Raw genomic sequence first — 18,261 nt, 5'->3', positions numbered from 1 at the left:
GGTATCACCTCAGTAAAGGTGGCACGCCACGAAGTGACCGGGCTCTATCTCCTTCAGCTCGGGGACCTTATCCTTGCAGACGCCCATAACCCTCGGGCACCTCGGGTGGAAGCGGCATCCCCCGGGCGGCTCTATCAGGTTGGGAACCGTTCCAGGGATGGTCTCGAGCCGCTCTATCTTCGCCAGCGGGTTGGGAACTGCCCTGAGAAGACCCTGCGTGTACGGATGGAGCGGGTTCTTGAATATCTGGTCAACGGAGCCCACCTCAACTATTTTACCCGCGTACATGACGGCAACGCGGTCGGCCATCTCCGCGACGACACCCATGTTGTGGGTGATGAGTATCACGGTGGTGTTGTACTCGCGCTTGAGTTTGTTCATCAGCTCGAGTATCTGGGCCTGGACCGTGACGTCGAGGGCGGTCGTTGGCTCGTCAGCGATGAGTATCTTGGGGTTGTTGGCGACGCCAGTTCCGATGACGACACGCTGTTTCATTCCTCCGCTCATCTCGTGGGGGTAGTTCTTTACCCTGTTCTCCGGGTCGGGGATGAGGACGCGGCGGAGAATATCGACGGCCTTCTTAAAGCCCTCCTTCCAGTCCCTGACCGTGTTGTGAACCACCATTCCCTCGGCTATCTGATACCCCACCGTGTAGAGGGGGTCGAGGGAGGCGTGGGGGTCCTGGAAGATGTAGGCTATCTCCTTGCCCCTTATGTCCCTTATCTCCTCGGGGCTCAGCTTGAGGAGATCAACGGTCGAACCGTCCTCCCTGTGGTAGATTACGCTGCCCTCCACTATCTTTCCGGGGCTCTCGATGAGCTGGGTGAGGGCGCGCGAGGTGACGCTCTTTCCACAGCCGGTTTCACCGACGAGCGCGAAGGTCTCGCCGCGGTAAACGTCGAAGGAGACCCTTTCGATGGCCTTGACTATTCCAGCGTAGGTGTAAAAGTGGACGGTCAGGTCGCGAACCTCAAGGATGGGCTCAGGCATTGCTCTCACCCTCCTTCTTGGCCTTCTTAACCTTGAACTCTATGCTCCTCCTCGTCTTCGGGTCGAGGATGTCCCTCATCGTGTCACCGAGGAGGTTCCATCCGAGGGCCACGAGCATGATCATTAAGCCCGAAAACGTAACGAGCCACCAGTGCTCCGGGAAGTACTGGGAGCCGTCGTAGACTATCCTACCCCAGTCGGCTATCGGCGGCGTTGCACCGAGGCCGAGGAAGCTCAGGCCGGCCTCCATGAGGATGACGCCTCCGAAGTCGAGGGTTATGTAGACCAGTATCGGGCCGATAATGTTGGGGAGAATGTGCCTGAACATTATCGTTCTGGAGCTGAGGCCTATGGCGCGGGCGGCTTCAACGTAGAGGCTCTCCCTCTCGGTGAGGGTCGAACCGCGTGTTATCCTGGCGTAGGCTGGCCACCAGACTATGATCATGGCGAGTATGACGGCGAGGAGCTTTCCGAGGTTGCCGGCGTCCTGGGGTTCGAGCGCGAAGAGCCACAGCACGAAGCTCTGGACGGACTCATGGGAGGAGATGAAATTCTGAAGCCTCTGCGGGAGCACGGCGGAGAAGGCCATGGCGAGGATGAGCGCCGGGAAGGCCAGGAACACATCGGTGATGCGCATGACGAGCTCGTCAACCTTGCCGCCGTAGTATCCTGCGACGAGGCCCAGGATGATGCCCAGGGGCACACCGAGGACTATGACGACTATCGATATCACCAGGGAGACCCTGGCTCCGTAGAGGATGAGGCTGACGAGGTCCCTACCGAAGTTGTCCGCACCTAGCGTGTAGTGGATGTTCGTGGTGTACTGGATGATGTTGTCCCCCTGGAGCTCGGTAACGTTCAGGAAGTATGTCGAGCCAGGCGGGGCGAGGTAGGTGCTCATGTTGTAGTTGGTCGGGAAGAACCTGTAGTTCCACGTGGCGAGGCTGGGGCCGAATATGCCGAGGAGCACGAACATCAGCACGAGCGCCAGTCCTATGAGGCCCGGCGGGGAGCGGTTGAGGGCGTAGAGCATGAGCTTCCATTCTTCCATCTTGGAGCGGTTTTTCTTCTTCCAGTCCTTCTTGAACAGGCTTATGAAGCTTCCAAATCCCTCGACGAGCTTGTCGGAGAGCTTGTCAAGAATGTTTGATTTGTACTCTTCCCTGCCCATTTTATCACCCCGTTAGTACCTCACCCTCGGGTCTATCAGGGCGTAGAGTATGTCCACGACGAGGTTGGTTGTGAGGTATATCAGTGCAAAGATCGTGGTTATCGCCACGACCGCGGGGAAGTCGAGGTTCCTGATCGAGTCGATGACGTAGGAACCCATTCCCGGGAGGCCGAACACCGTCTCGGTGATAGGGGTTCCACCGAGCAGTCCTCCGAACTGAAGGCCGAGGACGGTGACTATCGGAACCATGGCGTTCTTGAGGGCGTGGCGGTAGATTCCCCTCTTGTGGACACCCTTGGCCTTGAGGAATCCGACGTAGTCGCTTCCTATGGCCTCAAGGAAGCTGTTCCTGACGAACCTGGCGAGAACGCCGGCACCCATGAATCCCAGCGTGAAGCCGGGGAGCCAGAGCCTGTGGAGGTGCTGGCTGAAGGTCGAGAAGTCCCCGGTGATGAGGGCGTCTATCATTGGGATGTGGGTTATCTGGTGCTCGGGCGGGGCCGGGAAGCCTGCGAGGGTTATCCAGTGAACCTTGACGAAGAACACGTATATGAGAAGGTAGCCCAGCCAGAAGACCGGCATTGAAACGCCGGTGAGGGCGAAGAACCTGATGACGGTGTCTATCCACGTGTTTCTCTTAAGGGCCGAGATTATACCAAGGGGAATGCCTATTATCAGGATGAAGAAGAACGCCACCAGCGCCAGCTCAAACGTCACGGGGAAACGATCCCGTATATCGTCAAGGACGTAGTTGGACGTCCTCGGATCGATTATGCTGTTCCGCGCCAGTCCGCTCACGAGGAACCAGTACTGGTCGTACCAGGGATCGTCAAGGTGGTACTCCTTCTTTATCTGCTCCATGTATGCTTGACTCGCCTTCTCGCCGCCGGCCCACGCCCTGGCGACGTCCGCAGGGATGACGTAGGCGATCAGAAAGACTATGAGGGTGACTCCGATGAGGGTGGGGATAAACGTAAGGAGCCTTCTTATTAGGAACTTCTTCAGGTTCGCCAATCCAATCCCCCCTGTGTCGTTGACTTTATCCTTTAGATCTCCGCCAAAAACACGAACAGAAAAAAAGAAAGATCAGAATCAGCTAACGCTTACCTCGACGCTCGTGAACTCGGTGGCACCGTAGAGGAACGGGCCAACCCAGTTGTCGGAGTCGAGGTAGTCCGGGACCCAACCGACGACGTAGACGTCGTACTCGCCGTGCTCGGTCTTGTCAAGGTAGGTCGGCCAGTTGTAGCTGTTGATGGTGACCTGGAAGCCGAGCTGGCTCCAGACGTTCTGAATTAGGGTCATAATCTTCTCACGGGCGCTGTTGCCCTCGTTGTAGATGAGCTCAATCTTGTACTTGGTCGGGTCGACGCCCGCCTGGTTGAGAAGCTGTTTGGCCTTGGCGAGGTTGTACTTGTACTTGGTTATGCCTTCCTCGGTGTAGCCCGGCCACGGCTTCGGTATCGGACCGTAGTTCCTGGCGAGAAGTCCCTGGTAAACGACCTGGGAGATCTGGTCGTACGGGACGGCGTAGGCCATGGCCTCCCTGACGAGCGGGTCGTTGAAGGGCTCCTTCTGGGTGTTGAAGACGAGGAAGGTCAGTATCGGCTGGAGGATGTCGGTCTTAACGACGGACTTGAAGCCCTGGAGCTCGAGGCCCTTAACCGTGCTCATCTTCTCGGGCGGTATGGCAACGGCGTCGGCGGTGCCGGTCTTGAACAGGTTGATCCTGGCCATGGCGTCGCTGTTGATGACGTAGATGACCCTCCTGTGGCCTGGGTTGGCGGTGGCGTTCCAGTAGTGCGGGTTGTACTCGAGGACTATGTAGGCGTCCTTCTGGTAGTCGGCGATGTAGAACGGTCCGGTTCCGACGGGGTTGTTGTGCATGAGCTGGTGGGTCGGGTCGCTCTTGCCCTCGCTCAGGTAGCTCCACCAGGCGCTGGGGTTGTGACCGTTGTCGCTGGCCTGGAGGGCCTCCTGGTACTTGTCGCCGAGGAGGTACTCCATCGGGACGACGCTGAGGAACGGGTCGGCGAGTATTCCGAGAACCGGGGCGTACGGAGCCGGAAGAACGAGCTTGAAGACTCCAGCGGTGTCGCCGCTGTAGCCGAAGAACTGCTTGAGCTCGTCGAGGCTCTTGACCTCGGTGCTCTTGCCGTTGAACTCGGCTATGAGCGGGTGCTCCTTGAGGTACTGGTCGAACTCGTCCTCGGTGATGGCGGCGGAGTTGTTAACGTCCATGAAGCTGTCAACCATCCAGCTGACGCTGTGGCCGAGCCTCTCAACGCGGAGGAAGGTGAAGGCAACGTCGGTGGCGTCGATCGGGTAGGTCTTGTCGTTCCACGGATCGTAGGCCTGGACACCGCCGCGGATGAGGAAGTACCACTCGGTACCGTCCTCGTTGTGGGCCCAAGCAACGGCGAGGTCCGGGCTGACCTCCTCGGTCTCCTCCTTCCAGTAGGTGACGAGGGTGTCACCGACCTCGTGCCAGATCTCCCATCCGAAGGTCTCGTAGGTCATGGCCGGGTCAAAGCTCTCCGGCCAGCCGATGGTGGCTATGGTGTAGGTCTCGGGGTCGTTCTTGTAGTCCTTGATACCGATCTTGATGGAGGGGGCGTTCTGGTCCTCGGTCAGGAGGTCGTAGCGCTCCGCGAGGGTCGGGTGGTAGTAGCGTCCCTTAACCCAGTCCCAGTAAACACGGAGCTGCTTGTTCTGGCCGAGGATGACCTCCGGGGCGAGCTTGTTTCCGAGCATGTAGATGGCCTTGAAGAGCTCGGTTCTTATGGTCGGGTCGGTCTGGCGCCTGGCGGCCACAACGAGGGCATCGACGTGCTCATCGCGGAAGAAGGCTGGATCGATGGCACCGAATCCCTGACCCTTCTCCATGAGGGTCTTGACGTCCGGGGTGTTGGCGGTGTCAACCTCGTACTCGACCTTTATAATCTTCCTGTCGCTCGGGACCTCAACGGTCGGGCTGGCGCCCTTCGGGCCGACGACCACGACGCTCTTGTCGGTGACGACAACGTAGACGTCGCCCATCTCCAGTATCCCCGGTTTTACCTCCGCAGGGGTCTGTGTCTGAGTGGCTGACTGGCTCGATGTCGTGGTGGTGCCGCCGGAAGTCGCCCCAGAAGACGTGGTCTGGGTTCCCGTCGGACTTCCCGTGGTGCTCTGCGGGATGGTGGTTGTCTCACCATTATTTCCGCCTATACAGCCGCTGGCTGCAACAGAAAAAACCACCAAAAAAACCACTAACAGGGCTATTGAACCTTTGGCCTTCATTAATACCCACCCCTGTACATTAAGGGCATGAACAATAGGACGGATGTGGTAATAAACCTTTCGATACCACTACCAGTGCCATAAAGGCCCTTCAAACGCACTATTGGTTACTTAGAGACAGCGTTCTCATAGTGCAACCCTCCGGAGATACCCGAAAAAACTACGAAAAGCTTAAATGAGTTGAAGGGTTAGATAGAGACGTAAAGCCTTTCCGCGGTGATGAAAAATGGTTAGGTCGTACGTTTTACTGACCGTTGAGATTGGAAAAGTTGAGAGCGTCATAGAGGCGCTCAAACAGATTCCGGGCGTTACCAAGGCCGACGCCGTCACCGGCCCCTACGACGCCATAGTCCACATCCAGGCGAAGGACCTCGGCGAGCTCACCAGGAAGATACTCCACGACATACACAACATCGACGGCGTTATAGACACCACTACCGCCATAGTCGTAGAAATGGAAGAAGAGGAGTGATCACCTCTTTTTCTTCCCGGATTTGCGTTTCTTCTTGCCCTGGGACCTGGCCTGGGTCTTTCTGATTTCCCGGATTTTCTGCCCGAGCATCCTCAGGGACTTACCCTTCGGATGCTTGCTCTCAATCCGGAGCATTCCCCTGAGCCTGTACTCGTCGTCGAGAGCGGCCAGCCGAGGGTTGAGCTTCTCCTCATCGAGCTCTATCACCTTCATCCCAAGGGCCAGCGCGGCATCGGCTATCTCCTGCACCTTCGGCCTGTCGACGGCGAACTCCCTGCCCACGGCCCTTCCGTAGCGCCTGCTGAGCCTTGCGTCGAGCTCGCTGGGCCACACCACGAACTTTCTCATCTTCCCACCTAACAAGGTTTAAAAGAAGTGCCATTAAAAACCCTTTTGGTGAGTCCTATGGACACCCCCATCTTCGAAAAGTATCTCTTCGGCAAAGCCAATCGGGGAGACGTTATTCTGATCGAGTACGACCCCACGTATCCTGTGGAAGAGTTCTCGTGGGGAGTCCTGATACCCGCACTCATTGAGAGAGACGGAGTAGTAGTGGCGGACTTCTTCGGCATTGGAGGGATCCTCTTCAGGAACTACACCCGGAAGGTCACCGGAAAGGAGTACTCCGGGGTGATAGAGCTCATCAAGAAGATAAAGGTCGTGAAGATCGGTCCTGGCTCCGCCAGCTACGGCGATGTGATCGAGGAGGTTGTTCCGGCCTACGATTCGCACACGTTCCTGAAGAACTACTACGCCATCGTCAGCAGGATAAGCCATTCCCCCACAAAGCCCGAGTACTTCGTAACCTTCGGGCTCGGCCACTACATACACTTCGGCGGGGACGAGGCTATAAAGGCCATACTAACCGGCATCAGCACGATACCCCTGGAGGACTGGGTGGGGATACACTTTATAAACGCGGGCGTTCTGAGGGATGAACAACTCGCGATGCTCGAGGAAATCGCCTCGATGGTGTTCCACATATCACGGGACGGTTTGAAAGTAAAAAAGGAAGGTGGAGCGGTTGATCAGGGAAGGGGATAAGGTTCTGCTCATCGATAGGAGGGGCAAGCGCTACCTGGTGACGGTATCGGATAGGGAATTCCACACCGACCTGGGCATACTCAAGCTCGGCGAGCTCGTAGGGAAGGAGTACGGCGAGACGATAGTCAGCCACCGAAACGAGGAGTTCAGGGTTCTCAAGCCGGACATAAACGACATAATAGCCAAGATGAAGCGCGGACCGCAGATAGTCCACCCCAAGGACGCAGGTATAATACTCGCCTACGCCGGCATCTCCCCCGGCGACACGGTGATAGAGGCCGGCGTCGGGAGCGGCGCGCTCACGATATTCCTCGCCAACGCCGTGGGACCAAACGGAAGGGTCATCAGCTACGAACGCCGCGAGGACTTCGCGAGGATAGCCCAGAAGAACATCGAGCTGGCCGGATTCTCTGACCGAGTAACCATAAAGCTCAAGGACATATACGAGGGCATAGATGAGGAGTACGCCGACCACATAGTCCTGGACCTTCCCCAGCCGGAGAACGTCCTCCCCCACGCGGTTGAGGTTCTCAGACCCGGCGGCTACTTCGTGGCATACACCCCGTGCACGAACCAGGTCCACCGCTTCTTCCAGGCGTTCCAGGGGTACAGGGAACACTTCTACAAACCCAGGATCGTCGAGGTCCTCGTCAGGGAGCAGGAGGTAAAGAAGGAGTGCATGAGGCCGAAGACGACCATGCTGGCCCATACCGGATACATAACCTTCATCAGGAAGCTGTGAGCTCTTCCTTTTCTTCAATCCCACCCGCTTCTTCTGATGTCTCGTCGAAGGTCACGTAGGCGAGCCCTCCAAAGAGCACGAGCCCCACGATGCCCTGAATCACCGGGTTCCCCGGGAGCACCCTCAGGGCCGGAACGTTGCCGTAGATCACCGGCCAGAAGAGGGCCACCGCCGCCAGCAGTGCTGATGCGTAATAAATGAGCCGCTTCATAGTGTTACCCCCAACGGCCCTTTTTGCGAACGTTTTTTAATCTTTTCCCGGCCCGCCCGAGGATCCTTCCGCCGGGCAAACCTTTGGTTGGCAACATCTTTATAAACACCACAGGTTGCAAACCTTTAGATGACCAAGTTTGAACCTGTGTACGGAGGTGTTCATTGTGCCATACAAGATACTTGAAAAGAAAGAGATCGCCATGAGGAACATCTGGTACAAGATCCACGCGCCCCACGTGGCAAAGAAGGTTCAGCCCGGACAGTTCGTCATAGTCAGGGCCTTCAAAAACGGGGAGAGGATCCCGCTCACACCCGTCATGTGGGACAGGGATGAGGGCTGGATAGTGCTCATAACCTTCATCCGCGGAAGAACCACCATGAGGATGGCCAACGAGCTGAAGCCGGGCGATGAGATACTGAATATCGCCGGCCCGCTCGGAAACCCCGCCGAGATGGAGAAGTTCGGGAAGATACTGGCCATCGGTGCCTACACCGGAATAGTCGAGGTCTACCCCATAGCCAAGGCCTGGCAGGAGCTCGGAAACGACGTTACAACACTTCACGTCACCTTTGAGCCGATGGTCGTTCTCAAGGACGAGTTCGAGGAAGCCGTCGGCAGGCACATCCTTGAGACCGTCCCGATCGACCCGAACCTAGACTTCCCGACCAACATGAAGAACGTCACCAAGAGGCTCGTCGAGAAGGTCAGGGAGCTCCTCGAGAAGGAGAACTACGACCTCGTCTTCATGGTCGGCCCCGCCGGAGACCAGAGGGCCGTTTTCAACGTAGTTAAGGAGTTCGGCATCCCCATGAAGTCCGACCTCCACCCGATAATGGTGGACGGAACAGGAATGTGCGGCGCCTGCCGTGTCACCGTCGGCGGTGAGGTTAAGTTCGCCTGCATAGACGGGCCGGAGTTCGACGCGTACCAGGTGAACTGGGACGAGCTCATAGCGAGGAGCGGATACTACACTGATATGGAGCAGAGGGCCATGCAGGAGTACATGAAACTCTTCGAGCAGGCCCTCCAGGGGGGTGAGCAGTAATGGCGGTTAAGAGGAAGATCATCAAGGAGCGCGTTCCGACGCCGGAGATGCCGGCGGAGGAGCGTATTAAGAGCTTCGCGGAGGTTAACCTCGGCTACACCTTCGAGCTTGCAGTTAAGGAGGCCGAGCGCTGCCTCCAGTGCCCGTACAACTACGCGCCCTGTATAAAGGGCTGTCCCGTTCACATCGACATTCCGGGCTTCATAAGCAAGCTCGTTCAGTACCGCGATGATCCGGACAAGGCCGTTAAGGAGGCCCTCAACGTCATCTGGGCCTGCAACTCCCTTCCCGCCACCACAGGTCGCGTCTGCCCGCAGGAGGACCAGTGTGAGATGAACTGCGTCATGGGCAAGGTCGGCGACAAGATAAACATCGGAAAGCTCGAGCGCTTCGTGGCCGACTACGCCCGCGAGAAGGGCATAGACGAGGAGCTTCTCTTCGAGATGATTCCAAGGATAGAAAAGAAGGGCCAGAGCGTGGCCATCATCGGTGCCGGGCCGGCAGGACTCACCGCCGCCGGCGAGCTCGCCAAGCTCGGCTACGACGTTACCATCTACGAGGCCCTTCACGAGGCGGGCGGAGTGCTCATGTACGGCATCCCCGAGTTCAGGCTGCCCAAGAGCATCGTCGAGAGCGAGATTGACAAGCTCAAGAAGCTAGGCGTTAAAATCCTGACGGACCACATAGTTGGAAGAACCGTAACCATCGAGGAGCTCCTTGAGGAGTACGATGCGGTCTTCATAGGCTCCGGCGCCGGAACCCCGAGGCTCATCAACGCCCCTGGAATAAACCTCAACGGAATCTACACGGCCAACGAGTTCCTCACGCGTGTGAACCTTATGAAGGCCTACCTGTTCCCCGAGTACGACACACCGGTCAAGGTCGGCAAGAAGGTCGTCGTCATCGGTGCCGGAAACACCGCCATGGACGCCGCGAGGAGCGCGAGGCGCTTCGGTGCCGAGGTTACCATAGCCTACCGCCGCGGCCCGGAGGACGTCTCCGCCAGGGTTGAGGAAGTCCACCACGCCAAGGAGGAGGGCATAAAGTTCGAGTTCTTCGTCAACCCGGTCGAGTTCCTTGGTGAGAACGGCAAGGTCAGGGCCGTTAAGTTCGAGAAGATGAAGGCCCTCGATGAGAGGGACAGCAGGGGCAAGAGGAAGATAGTCGGAACCGGCGAGTACGTGGAGATAGAGGCCGACACCGTCATCATAGCCATCGGAAAGCACCCCAACAGGCTCATTGTCAACACGCCGGGCCTCAAGGTGGAGCGCGGAAGGATAGTCGTCGACGAGAACCTCATGACCAGCATCCCGGGAGTCTTCGCGGGTGGAGACGCGATAAGGGGAGAGGCCACGGTTATCCTCGCCATGGGCGACGGAAGGAGGGCCGCGAAGGCCATACACGAGTACCTCACAAAGAAGAGGGAAGGCAACGCCTGACCTTCCCTTCATTATTCTTAAATTTTTGACCCAATGGCGGATGTTGTGAAACGCTCACCTAAATCCCGCTTCGAGCACAGGGTCGGGAATTCTGTAATAGACGTTTCTGCCCTCTCTAACCTTTTGGAGGAAGGAGGAGTCTACCAGAGCCTTGAGAAGCCTAGCCAGAACGCTGTCAGCTATGCTTCCTCCCTCCATCATCTCCAGATGTTCCTTTATCGTCTCCCAGGTGTTCTTCCCGTTCGCGACAGCTTTCATGACTTCAATGTAGCGCTCCCTCGCAACGGGGCGTTTGGAGAGGAAGTTCTCAAACTCCTCCAGGGCAAGGGCCTTTGCCTCATCAAAAACCTCGTCAATAAGGCTCTCGGAGAGCCCCTTTTCCATCGCTTTTCTGCCAAAGAGAACCAGCCATCCCACTATTCCATCGAGCCTCTCAACGGCGAGTCTTATGAGCTCATCAGATGGAGCCAATCCAACCTGTTTAAAGCCCCGTAGAAGGAAATCCCTGCTCTGTTCTGGCGCGAACCTCGACAGAGTAATCTCCTGGAAGTATCTGCCGTAGAGGGGAGCCTTCGGGTCATCGAAGCCGAGGTAATCGTGAAGCAGGCCCACTTCTGAACCCGTCATAACTATTCTGAGGTCCGAGTAATCGTAGAGGTGAGCGATTAAACCTGCAAACTCACTTCCAACGGGCCCACGGAGGTACTGAACCTCATCAAACGCCAGAACAACGTCGTACTTTTCCAGCTCGCGAAAGAGAGCCATGAGGTCGGTTTTCTCATCTCTCCAGGAAAAGCTCACTCCAAGACTCAAAACGCGAAGACCGGCTATGTTTTTGAGGTCATCCTTAATCTCCTCCCAGAGACCGCGGTTTTCACGAAAGAATACATTGAGCGAACTCTCTATCCTCTTGTAAACGTTCATCCGGGAGTTGGGGTTGACCCCCCTGAAATCAACGAGAACGTAGGGGAGGCGGAGCTCATTGAGACCCACCATTAGTAGGGACGTCTTTCCAAGCCTCCTGACGCCAGTAATGACTGTGAGAGGATTGCCTGAATTCAGAGACCGCTCGAATTCCTTCAGTTCAGTTTCTCTATCATACAAATCCTCACGCCGCCTCTTCGGGCGGGTATCAAAGTACACAACTACCACCCCAGTAGTTAACTACTGGGGCAGAAGTTATAAGGGTTTCGAGGGGTTTATTAGATGAGACACCAAAATCATCCCGGCGATGAGGAGCCTCACGATAGCCGAAGGGTGACGAGGGGCATACTGGCCGAGCCGCTAGGCTTTTAACTCCTCCTAAAAAAGATTGAACGAGCGATGAAGACCTCTAGGGTATCTGAGACTGCGCCCTGCGCGGCGGTGATGATGGTCAAAGCCTGAGCTCACTCCTCTTCCATCTCATCGATTTCCTCGAGGATCTCCTCGAACTTCTTGAAGTCCTCCGTCTTAGCGAGCAGGGTAACGAACTCGTCTATCTCCTTCTTCTCGAGGAAGGCCCCGGCGAGGAGCTTGCCGGTGTAGCGGTTGTTCTTTATCTCCCAGAACATGTAGAATTCGGGGAAGTTCTCTTTTATCTTCCTGTATGCGACACCGTACTTCGAATCCTTAAGAGGGTTCTGCTCGAGGTAGAAATGGCCCGGCTCAAGCTCGATCATGTGCAGAACAGCGCCCCTCTTCGTCCTTACGAGCTTTACCTTTACGTCCCACTCCTTGAGAACCTTCATAGCCAAACACCAGAGGGAATAGAGTGGAAAAGTATTAAAGCCTTGCTCAGAGGCTCTCGAGGTACTCGGCGTAGGCCTTGGCGTCCATGAGCTCCTTGAGCTCCTCGTCAAGGTTGCTCGGCTTGAGCTTGGCTATCCAGTTCTCGTAGGGGTCCTCGTTGATGAGCTCCGGGCTGTCCTCGAGCTCCTCGTTGACCTCAGCGACCTCGCCGCTGACCGGGGCATAGACCTCGGAAACGGCCTTGACGCTCTCAAGCTCGCAGAGAACGTCGCCCTTGCTGAGCTCGGAGCCGACGTCCGGAAGCTCGACGTATGCCAGGTCGCCGAGCTCCTTCTGGGCGTAGTCGCTTATGCCGACAAGGACCGTCCCGTCCTCAAGAACCTGGACCCACTCGTGGTCCTTCGTGTAGTAAAGGCCTTCCTTAACCCTGTATTCTCCGACTTCAATCATGAACATCACCGGTTCTCGTAGGAAGAGCAGAGATTTAAACCTTTCCATGAGTGAAGGATTCTGCATTCTCCGTTTTCACTTCGGCTGCACAAAGTTTCGGTGTTTCCCGAAGAACTCCGAACGAATTTCACAGATCTGGGCAATCCTTTGGCCAATTGCAAAAGCGTTATAACCCCTCGTACCCTAAACCACCACATGAGCCGCGTCCCCTTCTACCTAAAGGAGAGGCTGAAGGCCCTGAACGAGAGGGTTCTCCACGAAACCTCCGGGGCGTCCAGCCTGCCGCCCTGGGAAAGGGTGGCTCTAACATGGCTCGCCCTGATGGCGTTCTGGGTCGTCATAACCTCCAGCGTGGAGCCGGGAGACCTCATCGCCGGCGCCGCCGTTACTCTCCTCGTGTCGCTCTTCATGCGGGACCTCCTGACCGGGGACGTGAGGAGGAGCGGCCACGTAGTCGAGAAAATCCTCTACCTCACCCTCATCTACCTGCCCCAGTATCTGGTGATAATGGCATTCCGTCTGCTGGAGAGCAACGTGAAGGTGGCCAGGAACGTAATATTCATGGACATCAACCCGGGCATCGTCAAGATACGGACAGACCTGCATTCCGACACGGGTGTAACGATACTCGCGAACTCCATAACCCTGACGCCCGGCACCCTCACACTGGACGTCAAGAAGAAGCTCAACGAGACCTACCTCTACGTCCACTGGATAGACCTGGAAACCCTCAACCGGGAGAAGGCCGGGGAAAAAATAAAGGGGGACATAGAGGAATGGCTCAAGAAAGTCTTCTGGTGAGCGCGTTCTATCTGCTCGTCTTCACTGCGGTGCTGATAACATACCGCGTGCTCAGGGGACCGACCCTTCCCGACAGGATAGTGGGCCTGAACACCATAACGACGAAGGTGGTGGTGATAATAGCACTGGTCTCCGTCATGAGGGGCGAGTACTACCTGATAGACCTGGCGATAGTCCTGCTCATGGTGAACTCGGTCGGGGGACTGATCCTGGCGAAGTACATGGAAAGGAGGGGTGCCGGTGCTTGAGGTTCTGCTCCTCCTCTTCGGGGAAGCCGTGATGCTCTTCGGGGCCCTCGGGATACTCAGATTTCCCGACGTTTACACCAGGCTCCACGCGGCCACAAAATGCGACACCGGAGGGGCGATGAGCATAATCCTCTACCTCATAATCACCATGGACGCCCCGGCGCTGGTGAGGGCCAAACTCCTCGTGCTGGCATTCCTCATAGCCATGATGAACCCCATGGTGAGCCACGCCCTCGCGAGGGGAGCTTACAGGTACGGTGTCAAACCAAAAGTCGTGGTGGACATGTATGCTTGGGACAATCCTTGACGTGGTCTTCCTGGCTATGCTGATCCTTGCCGTTGCGGTGGTTGAGGAGAGGAACCTGGTCAGCGCGGTCGTTAAATACTCCCTCCTCAGCCTGCTCTTCATCCTGGCACTCTTCGAGCTGAACGCTCCCGACGTGGCACTCTCGGCGATAGTGGTGGGGGCGATAGTCATAGGGGTGTTCCTCTTCACGATAAAGGGGGTGACGCGGTGAGGGCCGCTGCCGCCGCCCTGACGCTCGCACTGGGTGCTCTGCTCCTCTCGCTGAGCTACTCGCCGCCCTACGGGGGGAGCTACACGTACTACGTCACCCACTGGACGGAGATAAACGTTCCCAACCTGGTGTCGGCGATACTCGCAGGATGGAGGGCCTACGACAGCCTCGGCGAGGCGAGTCTGCTGTTCACTGCCGTCATCGGCTTTTACGTCCTCCTCGGGGGGAAGAAAAAGTGAAGATGAGCACCGTTGTGAGGACGACGACCAAGATGGTGAGCCCGTTCCTCGTCACCTACGCGGCCTATCTGATGCTCTACGGCCACGTAAGTCCCGGCGGCGGCTTCCAGGGAGGGGTTATCCTGGCGGTGGCGGTGATACTGCTCATCACCTCACACGGCTACGGCAAAGTCCGGAGGAAGTTCCACTTCAACTGGGCAGGCCTCATAGAGAGCTCCGCCGGGGCGCTGCTGGTGCTCCTCGGAATCGCAGGCCTCGGGCTGGGGGCGTTCTATTCAAACTTCCTGCCGACGGAGGGAGGAATAATCCTGCCCTTCAACGTGATCGTGGGGCTGGAGGTTGGAGCGGCCTTCACGTTCGTCTTCTACATCCTGCTGAGGTGGGTCGAAAGTGATTAGTCCAGAGCAGGCTGGAATCCTGATAATGCTCGTTGGAATCTATGGTCTGATGTCCCAAAGGGAGCCGATAAAGCTGGTCCTCTCGATAAACATCGTCTCCCTCGGGCTTGTCCTGTTCTTTATAGGCCTCGCGTACTCCCCAGAAAAGGACGTGCCGATAATGCCAGCGAACCCCGTTGACCCGCTCCCGGCAACGCTCATGCTCACCACCCTCGTCGTTGACGTCGCGATAACCTCCCTGGCCCTCGCGGTTATACTGCGGATGGGGGGTGACGGCGAATGATACCGCTGATGGCCGCGCTGCCCCTGCTGGCCGCTTTCATACTCATGCTCCTCGATGTGCTGAAGGTCAAAAGGGAAATAATCAAGGGAGTCTTTCTGCTCGGGGCCCTCCTGCCGGTTCCGGTCGTCCTCTTAAATGGACCCGGTTCGGAGATCGTCGGGGGCTGGGCGCGGGAGGCGGGGATAGAGGTGGCCCTGACGCGGACGAACCTGCCATTTATCGCGGGTGAGCTTGTGCTATTCATCTTCGTCGCCCTGTACTCCCTGCACTACTTCGATTTCAGGAACAAAAAGACGCCGAAGGTTCTCGCGCTCCTCCTGCTCCTCCACACGGGGCTTATGGGGGCGTTCATAGCACGGGACTTCTTCAACTTCTACATATATTCCGAGATAGCATCCGTATCGGCCTTTGCGCTCGTGGCATTCTCGGACGAAAAGGGCTCCAAGAGGGCCGCGTTCAGGTACCTCATAATGTCCCTGCTGGCATCGTACCTCTTCGTCTTCGCGGTCGGCATAATCTACATGGAGACCGGTTATCTCAACGTCGATTTAGTCAGGGAGAGCGCCGGGCAGTCCAGGGAGCTGAACACCGCCCTGGCACTGGCGTTTACCTCACTTCTCCTCAAGGCAGGCATCTTCCCGCTCCATTCCTGGCTCCCCGACGCCCACTCGAGCGCGCCGACTCCCGTGAGCGCGGTTCTGAGCGGTGCAGTTGTCAAGGCCCCCGCCTACGGGATGATACTCCTCCTCTCCGCCCTTCCTTCCGGGGAAACCTTCAGGAGGGCGGTAATGGGGGTGGCGGTGGCATCGATATTCTTCGGCATCGCGGGGGCGCTCCTCCAGCGGGACGCAAAGAGGCTGCTCGCATACCACACCGTCTCCCAGATGGGCTACGTCCTCCTCGGCGTTGGGAGCCTAAACTTCGTCGGGGCGGCGTACTACGCGATGGCACACTCCATATTCAAGGGGGGCCTGTTCCTTGCGGTGGGTTCGCTCGGGAGGGAGAGCAGAAAGCTCGGGGAGTTCGGCTACCGGAACGCGCCCGTTATGGCGGCCTCAGTCCTCACCCTCAGTCTCGCGATAGGGGGCATCGGGCCATTCGTGGGAGCCTACGGCAAGGAACTGCTCTACGAAAGCCTGCCCAACCTGTGGAAGCTCGCCGTCCCATTGGGAAGCATCGGGACACTCACTTCCTTCGCAAAACTGAACCACTACCTAAGTCGTTGCAACGCCCCCGACATACCAGTGGCATGGAAGCTGTCGTCGCTCGGCCTGGCGCTGGCGGCCCTCCTAGCCGGCGTTTACCTCGGAGCCGGCGTAAACCCCGGGGACGTCCTGTATATATCCTCGGCGCTCCTCCTCTTTGCGCTCCTGAAGCGGCTCGGGGTTCTCCGCAGGAGCCCAGGAGCCGGCCCCAGGGAAATCGGGAGGGATGTGAACATCCTCACCGCGGTCTTCGTGATGGTGACCGTAGCCATGATCCTACTCCAGGGGGTTTAGATGAACCTCCTTCACCTCGGACAGGGAGGCGAGTTCATTTTTCAGGCCATCAAGGGTCGTGCGCATCCCGCTCACGTCCACGACAGCGACGATGCCGGCCAGGCCGATGGCACCGAGCTCCTCCGACTCGCTGAAGAGTATGTTGGCCCCGTGCCTGCCGAAGAGACCGCTGATCCTGGCCAGAACACCGGGCCGGTCCTCCACAACGAGCTCAACCTCCACGAGCTTCTTTCCGGGCAGGGCCACCCGTTCCAGGTGAATCTCCTTGAGGTCGGTGTCTATCTCGAGGAGAAAATAAGCACCCTCCACCACGCCAAGCTCGTAGGCGTAATCCATGGGCAGCTCAACCTTGCCGTTCTCCCTTATCTTGACTATCTCGTAGTGTCTCATGATTAAAACTCCCCGCGTGGGAATAAAAGGATTGCCGGCAGAAAAATTATTAACATCCCGCACGTAATGGGAGCTATGGAAATCATAGGGTACGTCTTCGTAATCATTGCCTTCGCAAGGCTCCTGGCGGAGGTATTCGAGAGGCTTGGCTACCCGGGGTTTCTCGGCGAAATCACCGCGGGAATGATCCTGAGTGCGGTGCTGATAGACATGCCCAGGGAGCAGATGGCCCTGCTGGCCGAGCTGGGTCTGTTCTTCCTCATGATATCCGCGGGCCTGGAGGTGACCCCGGAGGAGCTTCACTACGCGGGGAGGAGGACCCTGCCCCTTTACATCATCACGTACGGGGTAATGCTCCTCACGACGATTCCATTCACCGGGGGACGCGTTGGCCCGGACAACGTCATTTCCGCGGCTATACTGTCTATAGCGTCGGCGCCGATAGTGCTCAGGCTCAAGCGCTTCTTCGGGAGCGATTTCCTCCACGTTGCCCTCTCCTACGCCGTCATAAGCGAGGTCATGGGGCTCTTCATCGTCTACATGATGGTCAGGTTTCATGAGAGCCCCGGGAACTACGCCCCCATCCTATGGGACATCTTCAAAGATGCCGTCTTCATAGGCGGGATACTCTACGTTAACTACCTCATAGGAATAAAGCACAAGGTGATGCTCATCCGCTTCCTCCGCAGGCTCAAGAGCGATGAGGCGGTCTTCGGCCTCTTCATGGTGCTCTCGACGTCCCTCGCTTTCATAAGCGAGGAGATAGGGATGCACTTCACGATAGGAGGCTTCCTCGCCGGCCTGCTCATGCACAGCGACCTCCTCGGAACCAAGCAGTACGACAGGCTCACCACGATACTCAGCGGCGTCACCTACGGCATCTTTGCCCCGATATTCTTCGCCTGGCGCGGATTGAACTTCGAGACGGAGCTGTCCTTCGTGGTGATAGAGTTCTTCGCCGTCATCTACACGGTCAGGCTGGTCCTCTCGGCCATCGCGGTCAGGAAGGACGGCATTCCCACGAGCCTCGTCAGGGGCGCTGGCATAGCGAGCTTCGGTGTCCTTGGCCTCCTCATAGGCGAAATAGGTTTCGTATCGGGGGTTCTAAGCGAGCACATGTACGCCATGGCATCCCTCGCCAGCGTGCTCGGCATATTCGCCTCCGCAACCCTGGGGAGGGTCGTGAACCATCACCAGAAAAAGAGGTCCAGCAGTGCCGCATAGTGCTCAATCCTGCGTTACCTCTGAGGGCTGGCCACGAGGCGGGCCATCAGAGGTTCTTTTAGATATAGCGAAACGTTTTTA

General features: G+C 57.5%; 24 protein-coding genes. 14 read left to right on the top strand and 10 right to left on the bottom strand.

What is annotated here, in order from left to right:
- Window positions 1–9: 9 nt before the first annotated feature.
- The 4 genes from GQS_RS09290 to GQS_RS09275 form a co-directional block, all read right to left on the bottom strand.
- A complete protein-coding gene (locus tag GQS_RS09290; RefSeq protein ID WP_014013429.1) occupies window positions 10–990 on the bottom strand; it encodes an ABC transporter ATP-binding protein in 981 nt (326 codons plus the stop codon).
- A complete protein-coding gene (locus GQS_RS09285) occupies window positions 983–2,161 on the bottom strand; it encodes an ABC transporter permease (protein WP_014013428.1) in 1,179 nt (392 codons plus the stop codon). The genes GQS_RS09290 and GQS_RS09285 overlap by 8 nt, the downstream gene beginning before the upstream one ends.
- A gap of 12 nt (window positions 2,162–2,173) precedes the next feature.
- Window positions 2,174–3,175 (bottom strand): ABC transporter permease, encoded by a 1,002-nt coding sequence (locus GQS_RS09280; RefSeq protein ID WP_014013427.1) that lies wholly within the window; start codon window positions 3,173–3,175, stop codon window positions 2,174–2,176.
- 78 nt (window positions 3,176–3,253) lie between these two features.
- Entirely contained in the window at window positions 3,254–5,443 is a 2,190-nt protein-coding gene (locus GQS_RS09275) for an ABC transporter substrate-binding protein (protein WP_048056572.1), read from the bottom strand.
- A 226-nt stretch (window positions 5,444–5,669) separates the two neighbouring features.
- On the opposite strand from GQS_RS09275, the gene GQS_RS09270 reads away from it, so the two are divergent.
- Complete coding sequence (locus GQS_RS09270; RefSeq protein ID WP_014013425.1) at window positions 5,670–5,915, top strand: Lrp/AsnC family transcriptional regulator; 246 nt, start codon at window positions 5,670–5,672, stop codon at window positions 5,913–5,915.
- On the opposite strand, the gene GQS_RS09265 is transcribed toward GQS_RS09270, so the two are convergent.
- Entirely contained in the window at window positions 5,916–6,263 is a 348-nt protein-coding gene (locus GQS_RS09265) for a signal recognition particle protein Srp19 (RefSeq protein ID WP_014013424.1), read from the bottom strand.
- 57 nt (window positions 6,264–6,320) lie between these two features.
- On the opposite strand from GQS_RS09265, the gene GQS_RS09260 reads away from it, so the two are divergent.
- Together GQS_RS09260 and GQS_RS09255 are read left to right on the top strand one after the other, a co-directional pair.
- Window positions 6,321–6,959, top strand: coding sequence for a DUF257 family protein (locus tag GQS_RS09260; RefSeq protein ID WP_014013423.1), 639 nt, complete (start codon window positions 6,321–6,323; stop codon window positions 6,957–6,959).
- On the top strand, window positions 6,940–7,701 hold the full coding sequence (locus tag GQS_RS09255) for a tRNA (adenine-N1)-methyltransferase (RefSeq protein ID WP_014013422.1): 762 nt from the start codon (window positions 6,940–6,942) through the stop codon (window positions 7,699–7,701). The genes GQS_RS09260 and GQS_RS09255 overlap by 20 nt, the downstream gene beginning before the upstream one ends.
- Here GQS_RS09255 and GQS_RS09250 read toward each other — a convergent pair.
- A complete protein-coding gene (locus GQS_RS09250; RefSeq protein WP_014013421.1) occupies window positions 7,688–7,912 on the bottom strand; it encodes a hypothetical protein in 225 nt (74 codons plus the stop codon). The genes GQS_RS09255 and GQS_RS09250 overlap by 14 nt on opposite strands.
- Before the next feature lie 202 nt (window positions 7,913–8,114).
- Between GQS_RS09250 and GQS_RS09245 the strand changes: the two genes are divergently transcribed.
- A complete protein-coding gene (locus tag GQS_RS09245) occupies window positions 8,115–8,960 on the top strand; it encodes a sulfide/dihydroorotate dehydrogenase-like FAD/NAD-binding protein (protein ID WP_238515861.1) in 846 nt (281 codons plus the stop codon).
- Entirely contained in the window at window positions 8,960–10,399 is a 1,440-nt protein-coding gene (gene gltA, locus GQS_RS09240) for an NADPH-dependent glutamate synthase (RefSeq protein ID WP_014013419.1), read from the top strand. Before GQS_RS09245 ends, gltA begins: the two co-directional genes overlap by 1 nt.
- A 54-nt stretch (window positions 10,400–10,453) precedes the next feature.
- On the opposite strand, the gene GQS_RS09235 is transcribed toward gltA, so the two are convergent.
- From GQS_RS09235 to gcvH, 3 genes are all read right to left on the bottom strand, one after another.
- Complete coding sequence (locus GQS_RS09235; protein ID WP_238515761.1) at window positions 10,454–11,551, bottom strand: ATP-binding protein; 1,098 nt, start codon at window positions 11,549–11,551, stop codon at window positions 10,454–10,456.
- 236 nt (window positions 11,552–11,787) lie between these two features.
- Entirely contained in the window at window positions 11,788–12,129 is a 342-nt protein-coding gene (locus GQS_RS09230) for a hypothetical protein (RefSeq protein ID WP_014013417.1), read from the bottom strand.
- 46 nt (window positions 12,130–12,175) lie between these two features.
- Entirely contained in the window at window positions 12,176–12,580 is a 405-nt protein-coding gene (gene gcvH / locus GQS_RS09225) for a glycine cleavage system protein GcvH (RefSeq protein ID WP_014013416.1), read from the bottom strand.
- A 195-nt stretch (window positions 12,581–12,775) separates the two neighbouring features.
- Here gcvH and GQS_RS09220 point away from each other — a divergent pair, with 195 nt between their 5' ends.
- Genes GQS_RS09220 through GQS_RS09185 form a run of 8 tightly spaced genes read left to right on the top strand, consistent with a single transcriptional unit; the run spans window position 12,776 to window position 16,566 of the window.
- Window positions 12,776–13,381, top strand: coding sequence for a Na+/H+ antiporter subunit E (locus tag GQS_RS09220; protein ID WP_014013415.1), 606 nt, complete (start codon window positions 12,776–12,778; stop codon window positions 13,379–13,381).
- On the top strand, window positions 13,357–13,629 hold the full coding sequence (locus tag GQS_RS09215) for a monovalent cation/H+ antiporter complex subunit F (RefSeq protein ID WP_048056570.1): 273 nt from the start codon (window positions 13,357–13,359) through the stop codon (window positions 13,627–13,629). The genes GQS_RS09220 and GQS_RS09215 overlap by 25 nt, the downstream gene beginning before the upstream one ends.
- Window positions 13,622–13,936, top strand: coding sequence for a monovalent cation/H(+) antiporter subunit G (gene mnhG, locus GQS_RS09210; RefSeq protein ID WP_014013413.1), 315 nt, complete (start codon window positions 13,622–13,624; stop codon window positions 13,934–13,936). Before GQS_RS09215 ends, mnhG begins: the two co-directional genes overlap by 8 nt.
- Window positions 13,917–14,147 carry a hydrogenase subunit MbhD domain-containing protein gene (locus GQS_RS11105; protein ID WP_014013412.1) on the top strand — a complete coding sequence of 77 codons (231 nt, stop codon included), beginning with the start codon at window positions 13,917–13,919 and terminating at the stop codon, window positions 14,145–14,147. Before mnhG ends, GQS_RS11105 begins: the two co-directional genes overlap by 20 nt.
- Window positions 14,144–14,386: a hypothetical protein gene (locus GQS_RS11100; protein ID WP_014013411.1), complete on the top strand. Its 243-nt coding sequence runs from the start codon at window positions 14,144–14,146 to the stop codon at window positions 14,384–14,386. The genes GQS_RS11105 and GQS_RS11100 overlap by 4 nt, the downstream gene beginning before the upstream one ends.
- The gene (locus GQS_RS09195; RefSeq protein ID WP_014013410.1) at window positions 14,383–14,784 is read left to right on the top strand and encodes a Na(+)/H(+) antiporter subunit B; all 402 of its coding nucleotides are present in this window, start codon (window positions 14,383–14,385) and stop codon (window positions 14,782–14,784) included. The genes GQS_RS11100 and GQS_RS09195 overlap by 4 nt, the downstream gene beginning before the upstream one ends.
- Window positions 14,777–15,067, top strand: a complete 291-nt coding sequence (locus GQS_RS09190) for a cation:proton antiporter subunit C (protein WP_014013409.1) — start codon at window positions 14,777–14,779, stop codon at window positions 15,065–15,067. The genes GQS_RS09195 and GQS_RS09190 overlap by 8 nt, the downstream gene beginning before the upstream one ends.
- Window positions 15,064–16,566 carry a proton-conducting transporter membrane subunit gene (locus GQS_RS09185; protein ID WP_014013408.1) on the top strand — a complete coding sequence of 501 codons (1,503 nt, stop codon included), beginning with the start codon at window positions 15,064–15,066 and terminating at the stop codon, window positions 16,564–16,566. Before GQS_RS09190 ends, GQS_RS09185 begins: the two co-directional genes overlap by 4 nt.
- Here the strand turns inward: GQS_RS09185 and GQS_RS09180 are convergent.
- Entirely contained in the window at window positions 16,549–16,956 is a 408-nt protein-coding gene (locus tag GQS_RS09180; protein WP_014013407.1) for an ACT domain-containing protein, read from the bottom strand. The two genes, GQS_RS09185 and GQS_RS09180, sit on opposite strands and share 18 nt — an antisense overlap.
- Window positions 16,957–17,031: 75 nt before the next feature.
- Here GQS_RS09180 and GQS_RS09175 point away from each other — a divergent pair, with 75 nt between their 5' ends.
- On the top strand, window positions 17,032–18,180 hold the full coding sequence (locus GQS_RS09175) for a cation:proton antiporter (RefSeq protein WP_014013406.1): 1,149 nt from the start codon (window positions 17,032–17,034) through the stop codon (window positions 18,178–18,180).
- The last annotated feature ends 81 nt before the right edge of the window (window positions 18,181–18,261 follow it).

The sequence above is a fragment of the Thermococcus sp. 4557 genome (assembly GCF_000221185.1).
In the GTDB taxonomy this organism is placed as follows: Archaea; Methanobacteriota_B; Thermococci; order Thermococcales; family Thermococcaceae; genus Thermococcus.
This window is presented reverse-complemented; position numbering and strand designations above follow the sequence as displayed.